Raw genomic sequence first — 14,505 nt, 5'->3', positions numbered from 1 at the left:
ACATAAGGAGCAAGCTCCTTATGTTCCGCTCGACTTGCATGTATTAGGCACGCCGCCAGCGTTCGTCCTGAGCCAGGATCAAACTCTCCATAATACTGGCTAGTCGATACGCAGCGCATTGCGTTGTCGATTTCACTCGATCAGTCAGTCACGTACCTAAGTACGCTCCTTTCTTCTCTCGCTCATCTCCTAGCACTGCACTACGTCTCGACCGCCAGTGGAAGAAAATGATTGCTCATTTCTTTTTGCTGGCATTAAGTAAGAAAGATATATTTCAATCTCTCGTTAATGTCAATTTTGAATCCGAAGATTCGATTGTGTTTGTTCCACCGGCAGAACCGGTTTCCCAAACTGTATTTCGTTGACGTTTTGCTGTTCAGTTTTCAAGGTTCATTAGAAGGGGAAAATCTTATCCCATTTCTCATTCGCTTTAACAGCGACTTTATTAATATAACACTTCTTCCTATTCGAGTCAACAACTATTTTGAATTTCTTTTTTCGTCGTTGTGTTTCTCTCTCAGAGGACATTTACTAATATACAACATAACGCATAGATAAATCAAGTCTTTTTTAAAAATAATTTTATTCCCTATGCATTCTTATCTATACCGACCAGTATTACCCCCGCTATGACAATGTTTCTACTTATAAATAAGAATGCATCTAACAGCACTTAGAGCACTTAGAGCACTTAGAGCACTTAGAGCACTTCCAGCTTAAAGTAAATCATCGTTAGGATAGCATTCCTGCTCACTCATTTGAGTCATAAGTAGAAGAATGCACGGCTAAATAGATTTATAATCAAGTTTCGCATTCTGGACTGCAACTTATCAAGTCCAGAATAATGTCCAACCGACTCGACTCTCCTTTTAAGTATACCTAAAAACATTGCAAATACGCTTATCGAGCAATCCGCAAACGTATATTATAGTAGAAGTTCTTTTTTTTCGTTTAAAACATTTCTATTTCGAAAGGCTTTCCAGGTTTCATTTTTATTGTTTAAGGCAATTTAAACAATAACGGGCATACTACTATTAATTTAGAAAGAAGATTAGAATGTTCAAGGGGGACGATGATGGATTGGCTATTAAATGAAGCAATGTATCCTGATGTATTGATTAAAATCACGATTGCTTTGATATTAAGTTTAGTCATCGGTGTAGAGAGGGAAATGAAAAAGAAACCTATTGGATTGAAGACGAGTGCGGTCATCGCTACTTTTAGCTGCCTTTTGACAATTGTTTCTATTGAATCAGCGTATCTTGTTCCGTCGAGAAATGATATAAATGTTACAATGGATCCTCTTCGTTTGGCAGCGCAGGTTGTGAGCGGCATCGGTTTTCTTGGTGCAGGCGCGATTTTGAGGCGAGATAATGACAGCATTAGCGGCTTGACCACAGCAGCGATGATTTGGGGAGCGGCAAGTATCGGAATTGCTGTCGGTGCAGGTTTTTACATCGAAGCTGCATTCGCTGTCCTTAGCGTCATGGTTGTTATTGAAGTTCTCGCTCCCTTGCTTGGCAAATTCGGACCGAAACGTCTTCGGACAAAGGACGTTTCTCTCATTTTCATAATAGTGGAGATGTCGAAGATTGAGGCTCTTATCTTTTATTTAAAATCGGAAGGAATGTCAATTGAAAATTTACGTATTTGTAAAATTGTTGAACCCAATCAATCTTTAAAACACAAACTGGATATCCGCCTCACTTTATTACCTAAAAAACAGACATCACAGCTATACATCGAATTATCAGAGCTTCCTTATATCGAATCAGTAGAAATTGAAATCTTCACATGACGGAGGGTACTTATGTCGGACTTACTGAAACTATTAAAAGGTGGCAATAAACCATCCTTACTCGCAGCAATCGTTAATACAGTTATTGCAGGTCTTAAAGCGGGTGCTTTCTTCCTTACTGGCAACGTTGCCATGTTTGCAGAAATGTTGCACTCCCTCGGAGATGCCGCGAATCAGTTTTTTGTCTATATCGGTTCAGCATTATCGAAAAAAGCCCCAACTCCGAAATACCCGAATGGATTTGGTCGGGTCGTCAACTTAGTTTGCCTTGGCGCTGTCATTGTCGTTGCTATCATGTCTTATGAAGCAATCATTGGGGGATGGCATCATATCATGAATCCCGTCGCATCCGGTGGTTTAATTATTAACCTTTCCGTTCTAGGCATCGGAATAGTTTTAGAGTTCGTTGTTTTTTACAAAGCAGGGAAAGAAGTTCTCCATGAAGCAGGGATCAATCAAGGGGGATTTGCCCCTCTTACGACGAGTTTTCGTCACCTAAATCGTGCGAAGCCACCAACAAAACTTGTGTTCATGGAAGATTTAGTTGCAACATGCGGAGGAATTCTCGCTTTTGTCGCGGTTCTTCTCGCTCACTTTCTCGGGTTGCTCGCTGCAGAGGGTATCGCTTCCATCTTGATTGGAATGATGATGTTTTACGTTGTGGGAAAAGTATTCCTTGAAAATGCACGCGGTGCCATTGGGGAAACTGATGAGGAAATGCTCAATCATATCGCTCATCTAGTTGCAGAGGATCCTGATGTAAGAGATATTCAACGTGTTGAGGTGATCAAGGAAGGCGAATTCCTTCATGTTGAAGTTGTTGTAGAAGTCAATCCAAATCATACAGTCGCTTATGTTGACGATGTACGTGATCGACTTATGGCTATTATTCTTAATCAAAAAGGCGTACAAGACGTTATTATTTCTTTCGATGAAGACGATGGCATTCTAACATGGCAAAGATCTAACCCTACCGAAAAAGATCAACAATTTAATTCAAAGCTTCCCGAATAATAAAAAGCGTCGCACCGAGTGTAAACACACTCTGGCGCGACGCTTTCTCATTTTATAATGATGCCTTCAAAATCGAAAGTACCGCTTCTTTATTCAACGAATTGAATCCTCCAAACGGACCGTTCACGCTTGCTTTTTCTACCATCAATTCAAGTTTGGAATCATCGATGTCGTAATATGCAAGTGTTTCGGGCGCCCCAAGTGATGTCCAGAAAGATCTAAGGTTATCTATACCTTCGAATGCAATCTCTTCCGCTGTCTTCCCTTCCGACTCTACCCCGAATACGTTTACCGCAAGTTTCGCGAATCTCGCAGGATTGACGTGGACGTTATAGCGCATCCAGTTGGGGAATAATGCCGCAAGTCCTCCGGCATGTGGGATATCGTAGACTGCTGAAACGGCGTGTTCGATACCATGTGTGGCCCAGTCTCCGTTGCTGCCCATTCCGAGAAAACCATTCAATCCCATTGTGCCTGCAAATAAGATTGTCTCACGTAAATCATAGTTGTCTAAGTCTTCGACGAGTTTCGGACCAGCTTCCATAATTGCACGTAAGACCCCTTCACGCATTCCATCCTGCACGGGTGTATTTGTTGCATCGTTGAAATATTGTTCAAATATATGGGACATCATATCGACAATACCGTAAATCGTATGGTCTTTTGGAACAGTTAGCGTATATGTGGGATCTAGGATAGAGAATTTCGGGTAATTCAATGGGCCGCCCCATCCATATTTCTCTTCCGTTTCTTCATTTGTAATAACAGAACCTGCATTCATTTCAGATCCGGTTGCCGCCAACGTCAAAACTGTTCCAAATGGTAGTGCTTCGGATGCGAACGCTTTGCGTGTCACTAAATCCCATGCATCACCGTCGTATTTTGCTGCTGATGCGATGAGTTTCGTACAATCAATGACAGATCCACCGCCAACTGCAAGGATGAGGTCAATTCCGTTTTCCTTACAAATAGTAGCGCCTCTACGGGCCGTTGAGACACGAGGATTCGGTTCTACCCCTGAAAGTTCATGCACTTCTATTCCGTTATCATTCAAAATCGTCATGACTTCATCATATAAGCCACTTCTTTTTATACTGCCACCCCCATAAACAACGAGAACCTTTTTACCATAGCCCACCAGTTCTTTGGGCAATTCTTGCAACTGTCCTTTTCCGAAAATAAGCTTGACCGGGTTTTGAAATACGAAATCATTCATTAATAAAAGCCTCCCTTATTTCCTTTCATTATCCGAAAAACAATCCCCTTTTGCAAAAATAAAGGCCTATGTATTTTTTAAAAAATCATGGGAATAATAAGTTAAGGAGGTGTTTGCTAATGAATAAAGTTCATAAAATAGCACTTGCAATAACGATTATTGGTGCTCTTAACTGGGGAGTGGCAGGAATCTTCCGTTTTGATGTTGTAGCTCAAATGGCTGGCGGCTCTGCGGAACCGTTGGCACGTTTTGTTTATCTGGTGATCGGAATTTCTGGACTTTTTAATCTTGGAATATTATTTAAAAACTGGCGTGAAGAAGAGAAAGTTAGAATTCCGAGACCTAAAGAAGCATAAAGTTATTCTTCAATTAGTAGGGGGTTCCTCATCCCCACTGATTGTTAGTTTAACCATTCGGGATTTAAAGCGGAATTGGATTTTATTCCGCAGCACTGGGGTGCAGTTAATCCCCCACTTAGTCTTCTTGTTTCCTTGAAGACTTGAAGTGGGGTCTTACTGCCCGTTAATGCGGGATAAAAGGCATCTCCCTATTAAAAACAGGAGATGCCTTTTGTATTTAGATTATGCCCAACCACGGAACCTTGAGGCTTCTGCAGTTTTACGGACACCAATCATATATGCCGCAAGACGCATATCAATGTTACGCGTCGATGCTACTGTGTATACATTCTCGAATGCATCCACCATTTTTTTAGTCATTTTTTCGCGAACTTCTTCTTCTGTCCAATAATAACCCATGTTATTCTGAACCCATTCGAAGTAAGATACTGTTACGCCACCCGCACTTGCGAGTACGTCTGGAACAAGAAGGATTCCACGTTCCGTAAGAATTCTAGTACCTTCGGTTGTAGTTGGTCCATTCGCTGCTTCAACAACAATTTTAGCTTTGATGTTGTGCGCATTTTTTTCCGTGATTTGGTTTGCAATTGCAGCTGGAACAAGAATATCACAATCAAGCTCAAGTAATTCTTGGTTTGTAATTGTGTTATCGAAAAGTGTAGTTACCGTTCCAAAGCTATCACGACGATCTAAAAGATAGTCAATATCAAGACCTGCCGGATCATGAAGCGCACCATAAGCATCAGAAATACCAATAACTTTAGCACCTGCATCATGAAGGAACTTGGATAGGAAGCTTCCTGCATTTCCGAATCCTTGAATTACGATACGTGCACCTTTCATATCAATTCCACGACGTTTCGCCGCTTCCTCAATGATGATTGTTACACCTTCCGCAGTTGCACGGTCTCGTCCTTGCGATCCACCTAGAACAATCGGTTTACCTGTAATGAAACCAGGTGAGTTAAATTCGTCAATACGACTATATTCATCCATCATCCACGCCATAATTTGAGCGTTTGTGAAGACGTCAGGAGCTGGGATGTCTTTTGCGGGTCCCATTACTTGGCTTAGCGCACGTACATAACCGCGGCTCAGACTTTCGAGTTCTCCCATGGACATTTCTCGTGGGTCACAGATGATTGCGCCTTTACCTCCGCCATACGGAAGATCTACGATACCAGCTTTCAATGTCATCCACATGGATAATGCTAATACTTCTTCCCTTGTTACTTCAGGGTGAAAACGTACGCCGCCTTTTGTCGGTCCAACAGCATCATTATGTTGTGCACGGAATCCCTTGAACACTTTAACTTTACCATCATCCATACGGACTGGAATTCGTACTTCTACCATACGAAGTGGTTCTTTTAATAGCTCGAACATCCCTTCATCGTAGCCTAGTTTGTCAAGTGCATCCTTTATGACAGCTTGTGTAGACGTGAATAGATTCAGGTTTTCAGTCATTTAATGTTTCGCCTCTTTGATTCATAATGTCTTCTTTGCAAATATTATAACATATTAGAGAACAATTTTGGCTATTTATTTTATTTCATAAAAACTTTGTTGATTTTTTCGATTGCCCAATCCAATTCTTCCTTGCTGATAATAAGTGGTGGCGCAAATCGGATAACGGTATCATGCGTTTCTTTGCATAGTAAACCAAGTTCTTTCAACTTTTCACAATATGGACGTGCTTCTTCAGTTAACTCAATTCCGATGAACAGACCGCGTCCACGAACATCTTTAATCGATGGATGTTGAATTTTCCTTAGCTCGTCCATGAAGTAATTCCCAAGCTCAAGAGAATTTTTAGCTAGCTCTTCTTCTTCCAATACTTCTAGGGAAGCAATCGATACTGCACATGCCATCGGGTTTCCACCAAATGTCGAACCGTGTGATCCAGGATTGAAGACACCTAAAACTTCTTTGTCTGCAACTACGCATGAGATTGGGAAAACTCCGCCGCCCAGTGCTTTACCCAGAATATACATGTCAGGCTCCATATCTTCCCACTCACATGCGAACATTTTACCCGTACGGCATAGACCCGCTTGGATTTCATCTGCAATGAATAGGACGTTATGTTTTTTACATAGTTCTCTTGCAGCTTTCATGAAGCCCACAGGAGGAATGATAATACCCGCTTCACCTTGAATCGGCTCGATTAGGAAAGCTGCCGTATTTGGAGTGATTGCCTCTTCAAGCGCTTTAATATCACCGTAAGGAATTAGGTTAATACCCGGAAGCATAGGACCAAATCCGCGTTTATATTCTGCGTCAGATGATAATGAGACCGCTGTCATCGTACGACCGTGGAAATTTCCTTCACAGCCAATAATTTCAGCTTGTTCTTCTGCAACTCCTTTTACGTCATAGGCCCATCGACGAGCTGCTTTAATCGCAGTCTCAACAGCTTCTGCACCTGTGTTCATTGGGAGAGCCATTTCTTTTCCAGATAGCTCACAAATTTTTTCATACCACGGACCCAGTTGGTCGTTATGGAATGCACGTGAAGTTAATGTCACTTTGTCAGCCTGGTCTTTCAAAGCTTGAATGATTTTAGGATGACGATGCCCTTGGTTTACAGCAGAATATGCGGATAGCATATCCATAAATTTATTTCCCTCTGGATCTTGAACCCAAACCCCTTGAGCTTCTGAAATAACGATTGGTAGTGGGTGATAATTGTTCGCACCGTATTTATCCGTTTGTGTAATAATTTTTTCTGATACTGACATGCATTTCCCTCCTTGTATGTTATGTAATGGGCAGACCCACCAAGTTGATGGGTCTACTTTTATTATTGCAGGTTGTTCAAATCAAAACGTTTCAGACGTTGTTTTACCTTGCATGTGTAGTTGCAAGTAATCAGGTCCGCCCGCTTTTGAATCTGTACCGGACATGTTGAATCCACCAAATGGTTGGTATCCTACGATTGCGCCTGTGCACCCGCGGTTGAAGTAAAGGTTACCTGCATGGAAATCTTCACGTGCTTGTTCGATGTGAGCACGGTTGTTAGTAATGACTGCGCCTGTCAAACCATAATCCGTGTTGTTTGCAATTTCAATTGCTTCGTCAAAGCTCTTCGCTTTTGAAATTCCGACAACTGGGCCGAAGACTTCTTCTTGCATAACACGAGCTTTAGGATCCAAATCAACAATAACAGTTGGAGCAACGAAGAATCCTTTTGAACTATCGCCAGTTCCGCCTGCAACAATACGTCCTTCTTTTTTACCAATTTCAATGTAGCTCATAATTTTATCATATGATGCTTGATCGATAACCGGACCAGTGAAGTTCGCTTGGTCTGCTGGATCACCGTATGTCAATTCTTTTGTCAATTCTTCGATACGCGCAACAACTTGATCGTAAACGTCTGCGTGAATCACTGCACGTGAACATGCAGAACATTTTTGTCCACTAAAACCAAATGCCGATTTAACGATTGATTGTGCTGCAAGTTCAAGATCTGCATCGTTGTCAACGACCATTGTATCTTTACCGCCCATTTCAGCGATTACACGTTTCAACCAGATTTGGCCTTTGTTCACTACTGCCGCACGCTCGTAAATGCGTGTTCCAATTTCACGTGAACCTGTGAATGAGATGAATCGTGTTCTTGGGTGATCGACAAGATAATCTCCTACTTCAGCACCTGATCCAGGGATGAAGTTAACAACGCCAGCAGGCATGCCGGCTTCTTCAAGAACTTCGATAAACTTGTATGCCACAACTGGTGTTGTAGATGCTGGTTTCAGAAGTACTGTGTTTCCTGTAACAAGTGCAGCAGCAGTTGTTCCAGCCATGATTGCAAATGCAAAGTTCCATGGTGAAATAACAACGCCTACACCAAGGGGGATATAGTCGAAACGGTTGAATTCGCCTGGGCGACTTTCAACAGGCATACCGTCTTTCAATGTAAGCATTTGACGTGCGTAAAATTCAAGGAAGTCAATTGCTTCGGCTGTATCAGCGTCCGCTTCATTCCAAGGTTTTCCTGCTTCTTTTGTAAGAAGTGCTGAGAATTCGTGTTTACGACGGCGAATAATCGCTGAAGCTTTAAAAAGAACATCTGCACGGAATTCAGGCGTTACTTTTCTCCATGTATTGAAAGTTGCGTCTGCTACTTTCATAGCTTTCTCAGCAAGGTCTTTGCTTGCTTTAGAAACGCGACCGATAACTTCTTCTTTGTTTGCTGGGTTTGTTGAAACTAATTTTTCTTCAGTTGTAACTCGTTCCCCACCGATAATTAAAGGATAATCTTGTCCAAGATAGCCCTCTACTGTCTTCATGCCCTCTAAGAAAGCTTGTTTGTTCTCTTCTAGCGTGAAATCTGTGAATGGCTCATGTTTGTATGGAATCATGTTTGTTCCTCCTTTTTTAATTGAGACGCAAAATAAATTTGCACTTAGTAATTGATTACATATATAATAATGCAAAAGATTGTTGCGGATTTCAAGTATTATTCATTAATTTTCAAAAAAATTTATTTGGATGGTGTTAATTTTGAATAAAATCGATGAATCACTCTTCCCTTTTCATGAATTTGCAGTCAATCATGTCGAGGTTGGTATCCATGCTGTTGATAAAAACGGGCAAACCGTTATTTATAATGAAAAAATGAAAGTAATTGAAGGTCTTGCGCTTGAAGATGTCGGCGATCGATCGATTTTGGAGCTATTCAATTTTGAACAGGAAGAGAGTACGCTGTTAAAAGTGTTGCAAAGCGAAATCATACAATTAAACGTAAAACAGACCTACTGGAACCGGAATGGTACAGAAATCACGACGATAAATGACACATTTCCAATTTACCATGACGGCGAATTAATCGGAGCTATGGAACTAGCTCGTGATGTAACCGCACTTGAGAAGTATGTCTTACAGCCATTCAGAAAGAACAGTGATCCCGTCACATTCAATCGGATCATCGCAGATTCTTCATCGATGAAAGCCGTTATTTCAACTGCAAAAAAAGCGGCACGGGCAAAATTGCCTGTCCTGTTAATAGGGGAAACCGGAACAGGAAAAGATCTTATCGCAGAAAGTATCCACAATGAATTTTCACCTTCCAACGGCCTCTTTTATACACTTTTCTGCCATAGCTCAGATCCCTTGCTTATCGATCGTTTAATCGATGACTTATCAGATATAGATTCGGTTACATTATTTTGTGAGCGTGTTGATTTGCTATCGATTCCTCTTCAGCAGGAATTACTTTCAATACTCGTAAAGTTAGGCGCACGTGATAGGCAATTCATGGCAAGCATCGGGGATGACCCTGTTGAATTAATAGCCTCAGGGGCATTACTGAAAGACTTATACTATTTCTTTTCCTCTTTCACAATCCGAGTCCCACCATTGCGAAAACGTAAGGAAGATATTTCGCCCTTTATTTCCACTTATTTAGTTGGCAGGAGTGATCGATTCGGATCCGCATTACAAGGGATTACTACTGAGGTTGAGCAACTTTTCCTTGGGTATCATTGGCCTGGAAATGTAAGAGAGCTCGAGTTTCTTCTCAATGAGGTCACCTCACTTGCTACGACCGAAATCGTTATTACATATGATATGTTGCCCCTTCATTTTCGGATGAAGAGTGGAGATATGACTGACGAGACAATCCAAGCTGCTGATTTCATCATCCAGCCCGATAAAGAATTGCTCCCTCTTGATCAATTTTTGCACGAAGCAGAAGTGTATTATTTACATAAAGCGATGAAGTTACATAATGATAATGTGACGAAAACCGCCAATACACTTGGGATGAGTCGTCAAAATTTGCAATACCGGCTTCGAAAAATTAAAAAGTGAGGAGAAGGCCTAATCGCCTTGTCCTCACTTTCGTTTGAGCCTACAGGATGTAGGTCATGCAACAAGGAGGGATTGAACTTCATCCCTCCTTGTTGCCGCAGGACGAATAGGACTACGTATCATAGGCCGCTTCGGCGAACTTAGACTGCGTTCCTCTTATTGTCCAGACTCCAGTGGCCAGATGCTCGGGTCACAAGAGGGTTTACTATGAGGCTGAGGTGCGCCTCTCCGCAAACCGTCTTGTGCCTGTCGCATCTAGACGGCCACTTCCGCTTGGGCCTACAGGATGTAGGTCATGCAGTTGTTGCCGCAGGACGCGGCGAACTTAGACTGCGTTCCTCTTATTGTCCAGATTTCTCAATCCAACCTTGCAACTTTTCTTTTAATGAGTTGAATCCATCCGCGTCGCGTTCGTTAACGCGGGCTTGCAATGATTTGCGTGGACGATCTTCTCTCTTTGTAGATGGTGGTGCTTCTTGAAGCGCGCGAATCGACAGGCTAATTTTCCCTGCACCATCGTCAATTTCTAAAACTTTCACTTCGACTTCTTGCCCAATGGAAAGAAAATCATTGATGTCTTTCACGAATCCATATGTTATTTCAGAAATGTGGACAAGGCCTTGTGTTTCTTCGTCAAGCGCAACAAATGCACCGTATGGTTGAATTCCCGTTACTTTGCCGGAAAGCTCTTCTCCCACTTCATATTTCCTTGCCATTTGAAACAGCTCCCAATCTATTTTTGGTATCGTATGTGCCAATAAGGCCGTCTAAAATTATACCATGCATATCGGTCTTGGGCAAAAAAGTGTATGAAAAAGGTTGTAGCCCAATAGGAATATAACTTTTTCCATAAAAACCGAATTCTGATGTAGCTATTTTTCTCTTTTAAAAATCATTGTTTCTTTCAAGTCGTCATAATCGAATGTATCCAAGCTTACGGAAGCTGTATCCCGCGTTCCCGATTATTCCCCCACTAATTTCTTTGCTCCTTGTATGTAATAAGAAAATATACAAATGTTACAAAGGTGTTTAGGATTGATACTGACTCATGTACAATAAATAAGTCTTTATCATAGAAATGAGTGATTTGTTAATGAAACAACGCGATCAATGGTCCTCAAAAATCGGATTCGTTCTCGCTGCTGCGGGCAGTTCAATCGGACTCGGTGCAATATGGAAGTTCCCTTATATGGCAGGAACAAATGGCGGGAGCGTCTTTGTTATCCTGTTCATCATCAGTACATTTGCGATTGGTCTTCCGATTTTATTGGCGGAGTTTGTTGTTGGGCGAATGGGGCAGGCAGATGCTGTTACAGCACTAAAACGACTCGCTCTTGGACGCAAATGGCATCTAGTAGGTTGGCTAGGTCTTGCGATGTCATTTATTATTTTGTCATTCTATAGCGTCATCGGGGGTTGGATTCTCTCTTACCTTGCTCGTGCGCTGTTCTTCAAACTTGATGTTGCCGAGCATGGAAAGCTTTTCGATTTAATCATCGCAAATCCGTTCGAAGTACTGTTCGCACAGGCGGTATTCATGCTGTTGTCCATCTGGATTGTACAAAGCGGGATTCGCGGCGGAATTGAACGGGCGAGCCGTTGGATGATGCCGCTGTTATTCATCTTCTTTATCATCCTAGCCATCCGTTCGTTGACATTGGATGGCGCGATGGAGGGTGTCCGCTTCCTATTTGTGCCCGATTGGTCCCAGTTGACAGGTTCGACAGTTCTCCTTGCTCTCGGACAAGCATTCTTCTCGTTAAGTGTCGGTGTGACGGCCATGATGACGTATGCTTCCTATTTACCGAAGGAGGAACGGCTCGGTCAGTCAGCCTTAAATGTGTCGTTACTCAATATTGTTATCTCAATTTTGGCCGGGCTGGTCATTTTTCCAGCGGTGTTCGCTCTTGGTCAATCCCCTGATGAAGGGCCAGGATTAATTTTCGTCATATTGCCAGCTATATTTAGCCAAATTCCATTCGGGAATGTGTTCATGATTATCTTCTTCATTCTGATGCTATTCGCGACGCTCACTTCATCGATTGCGATGCTTGAGATTGTTGTGTCCTCCGGTATTCGAACGAAACACGATCGAAGAAAGCGTGCTTCGTGGGTATTCGGACTACTTATTTTCATCGTCGGGATTCCGAGCGCACTATCATTCGGGATACTTTCTGATGTTCGTATTTTCGGTGGAACAATCTTCGACTTTGCAGACTTGTTGACAAGCCGGATTGGTATGCCGCTCGGTGCGCTTTTAATCTCACTCTTTGCGGGCTTTATTTTAACGAAATCCCAAACAGACGATGAGCTTCGTATGCACCCTGTGATGAACAGTTTATGGAAGTTTCTCGTACGATTTATAGCACCTGTGGCCATTATTATAATTTTCATCGTTTGGATCATTGAACTCCGGTCCTAGAATCAAGAAAGCTGTACCCGCATTTACATGGGTACAGCTTTTTTGATTGTCTAAACTCCGGACACCAGATGTTCTGCGCTTTACTTCAGACGATGCACTTCGCTTCGTATTTTATTGCCAACAACTTATAAGATATTTGTACGCAGTTCTCGATTGGAATCCACAGCTCATAGGAATGTTCGTAAATTTCCCGAATCCGTTTTGCAAGATCCGTCGGATGATCAAGGCGATGCAATTCTGTTACGACATCGACGATTTCCAGTTCATATGCTTTTTTCCCCTCATGGAATGGATCCCATTCTTCCAAAAGGATAACAGCTTTTTTATTCATTTCAATGGTTTGCACGATAAGTCACCTTATTTTTCTTTAGTCTCATTTATGATAGCATAGTAGAGAAAAAAGGAAAGAGGGGATATTCGTGAGTGTATTTGATCATGTGATTGAAAGACGGAAAACCCGTTCAGTGAAATGGGACCGAATGGAAGTAGTCTATGGGATTGAGGACGCTTCAGATATCTTGCCAATGTGGGTTGCAGATATGGATTTCGCCGCTCCAGAAGTGGTAGTTGACGCGATAAGGGAAACGCTTGAGCAGTCGGTATTCGGATACTCCTACATTTGTGAAGGCTGTAAAGATTCAGTCCGTTCATGGCTGGCTGAGCGTCAGGGGTGGGAAACTAAAAATGAATGGATGTTATTCAATCATGGGGTAGTACCAGCAATCGCGTCGGTTATAGAAACTTTTACAACCAAGGGGGATGGAATTCTTATAACACCACCAGTCTATCCACCGTTCTTCCAAATCCCTGGCCTTCAAGAACGTAAAATTGTCGAATGTGTCATGAAAGAAAAGAACGGTACATATTCAATTGACTTCGAGGAATTTGAAAACTGTCTACAACAAGATGTGAAACTTTTCATCTTATGTAATCCACATAATCCCGGGGGAATTGTCTGGAATGAAGACGAACTGAAAGAAATAATAAGATTATGTACAAAATATAATATTTTTATTTTATCGGATGAAATCCATGCCGATCTTGTTTTCCCAGACTATAAGCATATCCCACTAGCACTGCTTGCAGGCGAAGAAGCGGGCCGTATCATCACTTGTGTTGCGCCGACGAAAACATTCAATCTTGCTGGTGTTCAAGTGGCGATAATGATTGCGACGGACGAAGGTGTACGGGAAAAACTCACGTTGAATGCGATGTCACATGGACAGATGGAACTAAGTCCTTTCGCAGCTGCCGCTTTGAATGCGGCTTATAAGGATGGAGGTCCTTGGCTTGCAGAATTGCTTGAAGTCATCTCCGCCAATATGGACTACGTAATCCGTGAACTTCCGGCTGCTGTGCCGAGTCTTAAAATTAATAAACCACACGGAACATATTTGCTGTGGATTGACTACAGAGATACGGGATTGACTGAAGATGAGATAATGGACAAACTATTGAATAAAGGGAGACTCGCACTAGAGCCTGGTACGAAATACGGCGAGGCAGGCCGCGGGTTCCTCCGTATGAACGTTGCGACGCCACGTTCACTTGTAGAAGATGGAGTCAAACGATTCATCACAGCGTTGAACGGTTGATTTACAAAAAGAAAAACAGCACCCTCAATTTTGAGGGTGCTGTTTTTCTTTTGCTACGCGGCGTTCATGTAAAATACGTTCTTCCAATTCTCTTGTCTCTTCTTCTTGTTTCTTCGAATTACGTTTAATCCACATAAAGGTGAGAACAAGTAAAACCATGAAGAATACAAATGATATCGCGGCCGGAATATATTCTGCTTTATCTTCAGGAAAGTAAAGGAACGGCATTAGAATTACGTTCATTTACAACCACATCCTCACTTCGTTAATTTCACAAGGCTGGA

The 14,505-nt window shown here is 42.1% G+C and carries 13 protein-coding genes and 1 rRNA gene; 6 read left to right on the top strand and 8 right to left on the bottom strand.

Going from position 1 to position 14,505, the window contains the following annotated elements; translation table 11 throughout:
* Positions 1-94: ribosomal RNA gene (locus H4683_RS17105) — 16S ribosomal RNA — on the bottom strand; the annotation flags it as partial.
* A gap of 981 nt (positions 95-1,075) precedes the next feature.
* Here H4683_RS17105 and H4683_RS17100 point away from each other — a divergent pair.
* Positions 1,076-1,798 (top strand): MgtC/SapB family protein, encoded by a 723-nt coding sequence (locus H4683_RS17100; protein WP_192600043.1) that lies wholly within the window; start codon positions 1,076-1,078, stop codon positions 1,796-1,798.
* 12 nt (positions 1,799-1,810) lie between these two features.
* Positions 1,811-2,812 carry a cation diffusion facilitator family transporter gene (locus H4683_RS17095; RefSeq protein ID WP_192600042.1) on the top strand — a complete coding sequence of 334 codons (1,002 nt, stop codon included), beginning with the start codon at positions 1,811-1,813 and terminating at the stop codon, positions 2,810-2,812.
* 52 nt (positions 2,813-2,864) lie between these two features.
* Here H4683_RS17095 and H4683_RS17090 read toward each other — a convergent pair whose 3' ends face one another.
* Complete coding sequence (locus tag H4683_RS17090; protein ID WP_192600041.1) at positions 2,865-4,028, bottom strand: iron-containing alcohol dehydrogenase; 1,164 nt, start codon at positions 4,026-4,028, stop codon at positions 2,865-2,867.
* Between the two features lie 119 nt (positions 4,029-4,147).
* On the opposite strand from H4683_RS17090, the gene H4683_RS17085 reads away from it, so the two are divergent.
* Entirely contained in the window at positions 4,148-4,384 is a 237-nt protein-coding gene (locus H4683_RS17085; protein ID WP_192600040.1) for a DUF378 domain-containing protein, read from the top strand.
* Positions 4,385-4,609: 225 nt separating this feature from the next.
* Here H4683_RS17085 and H4683_RS17080 read toward each other — a convergent pair whose 3' ends face one another.
* From H4683_RS17080 to pruA, 3 genes are all read right to left on the bottom strand, one after another.
* Positions 4,610-5,854: a Glu/Leu/Phe/Val family dehydrogenase gene (locus H4683_RS17080; RefSeq protein ID WP_192600039.1), complete on the bottom strand. Its 1,245-nt coding sequence runs from the start codon at positions 5,852-5,854 to the stop codon at positions 4,610-4,612.
* A gap of 80 nt (positions 5,855-5,934) precedes the next feature.
* Complete coding sequence (locus H4683_RS17075) at positions 5,935-7,128, bottom strand: ornithine--oxo-acid transaminase (protein WP_192600038.1); 1,194 nt, start codon at positions 7,126-7,128, stop codon at positions 5,935-5,937.
* A gap of 81 nt (positions 7,129-7,209) precedes the next feature.
* The gene (gene pruA, locus H4683_RS17070; protein ID WP_192600037.1) at positions 7,210-8,754 is read right to left on the bottom strand and encodes an L-glutamate gamma-semialdehyde dehydrogenase; all 1,545 of its coding nucleotides are present in this window, start codon (positions 8,752-8,754) and stop codon (positions 7,210-7,212) included.
* 133 nt (positions 8,755-8,887) lie between these two features.
* Here pruA and H4683_RS17065 point away from each other — a divergent pair, with 133 nt between their 5' ends.
* On the top strand, positions 8,888-10,204 hold the full coding sequence (locus H4683_RS17065; RefSeq protein ID WP_420826576.1) for an AAA-type ATPase lid domain-containing protein: 1,317 nt from the start codon (positions 8,888-8,890) through the stop codon (positions 10,202-10,204).
* 341 nt (positions 10,205-10,545) lie between these two features.
* Here the strand turns inward: H4683_RS17065 and yugI are convergent, their stop codons facing one another.
* Entirely contained in the window at positions 10,546-10,920 is a 375-nt protein-coding gene (gene yugI, locus H4683_RS17060; protein WP_192600035.1) for a S1 domain-containing post-transcriptional regulator GSP13, read from the bottom strand.
* 377 nt (positions 10,921-11,297) lie between these two features.
* On the opposite strand from yugI, the gene H4683_RS17055 reads away from it, so the two are divergent.
* Positions 11,298-12,626, top strand: a complete 1,329-nt coding sequence (locus H4683_RS17055; protein ID WP_192600034.1) for a sodium-dependent transporter — start codon at positions 11,298-11,300, stop codon at positions 12,624-12,626.
* An 85-nt stretch (positions 12,627-12,711) separates the two neighbouring features.
* Here the strand turns inward: H4683_RS17055 and H4683_RS17050 are convergent, their stop codons facing one another.
* The gene (locus tag H4683_RS17050) at positions 12,712-12,972 is read right to left on the bottom strand and encodes a DUF1871 family protein (protein ID WP_192600033.1); all 261 of its coding nucleotides are present in this window, start codon (positions 12,970-12,972) and stop codon (positions 12,712-12,714) included.
* 73 nt (positions 12,973-13,045) lie between these two features.
* On the opposite strand from H4683_RS17050, the gene H4683_RS17045 reads away from it, so the two are divergent.
* Positions 13,046-14,221, top strand: coding sequence for a PatB family C-S lyase (locus H4683_RS17045; RefSeq protein WP_192600032.1), 1,176 nt, complete (start codon positions 13,046-13,048; stop codon positions 14,219-14,221).
* Between the two features lie 24 nt (positions 14,222-14,245).
* Here H4683_RS17045 and H4683_RS17040 read toward each other — a convergent pair whose 3' ends face one another.
* Positions 14,246-14,464 (bottom strand): hypothetical protein, encoded by a 219-nt coding sequence (locus tag H4683_RS17040; protein WP_192600031.1) that lies wholly within the window; start codon positions 14,462-14,464, stop codon positions 14,246-14,248.
* Positions 14,465-14,505 lie beyond the last annotated feature (41 nt).

The sequence above is a fragment of the Sporosarcina limicola genome, assembly GCF_014873855.1.
Lineage (GTDB): Bacteria > Bacillota > Bacilli > Bacillales_A > Planococcaceae > Sporosarcina > Sporosarcina limicola.
Note: the sequence above shows the minus strand (reverse complement) of the source record. Positions and strands in the feature narration are given on the sequence as shown.

Coding starts and splice junctions, on each gene's coding strand:
- H4683_RS17100 (WP_192600043.1), top strand. CDS start 1,076: ATGGATTGGCTATTAAATGAAGCAATGTATCCTGATGTATTGATTAAA.
- H4683_RS17095 (WP_192600042.1), top strand. CDS start 1,811: ATGTCGGACTTACTGAAACTATTAAAAGGTGGCAATAAACCATCCTTA.
- H4683_RS17090 (WP_192600041.1), bottom strand. CDS start 4,028: ATGAATGATTTCGTATTTCAAAACCCGGTCAAGCTTATTTTCGGAAAA.
- H4683_RS17085 (WP_192600040.1), top strand. CDS start 4,148: ATGAATAAAGTTCATAAAATAGCACTTGCAATAACGATTATTGGTGCT.
- H4683_RS17080 (WP_192600039.1), bottom strand. CDS start 5,854: ATGACTGAAAACCTGAATCTATTCACGTCTACACAAGCTGTCATAAAG.
- H4683_RS17075 (WP_192600038.1), bottom strand. CDS start 7,128: ATGTCAGTATCAGAAAAAATTATTACACAAACGGATAAATACGGTGCG.
- pruA (WP_192600037.1), bottom strand. CDS start 8,754: ATGATTCCATACAAACATGAGCCATTCACAGATTTCACGCTAGAAGAG.
- yugI (WP_192600035.1), bottom strand. CDS start 10,920: ATGGCAAGGAAATATGAAGTGGGAGAAGAGCTTTCCGGCAAAGTAACG.
- H4683_RS17055 (WP_192600034.1), top strand. CDS start 11,298: ATGAAACAACGCGATCAATGGTCCTCAAAAATCGGATTCGTTCTCGCT.
- H4683_RS17040 (WP_192600031.1), bottom strand. CDS start 14,464: ATGAACGTAATTCTAATGCCGTTCCTTTACTTTCCTGAAGATAAAGCA.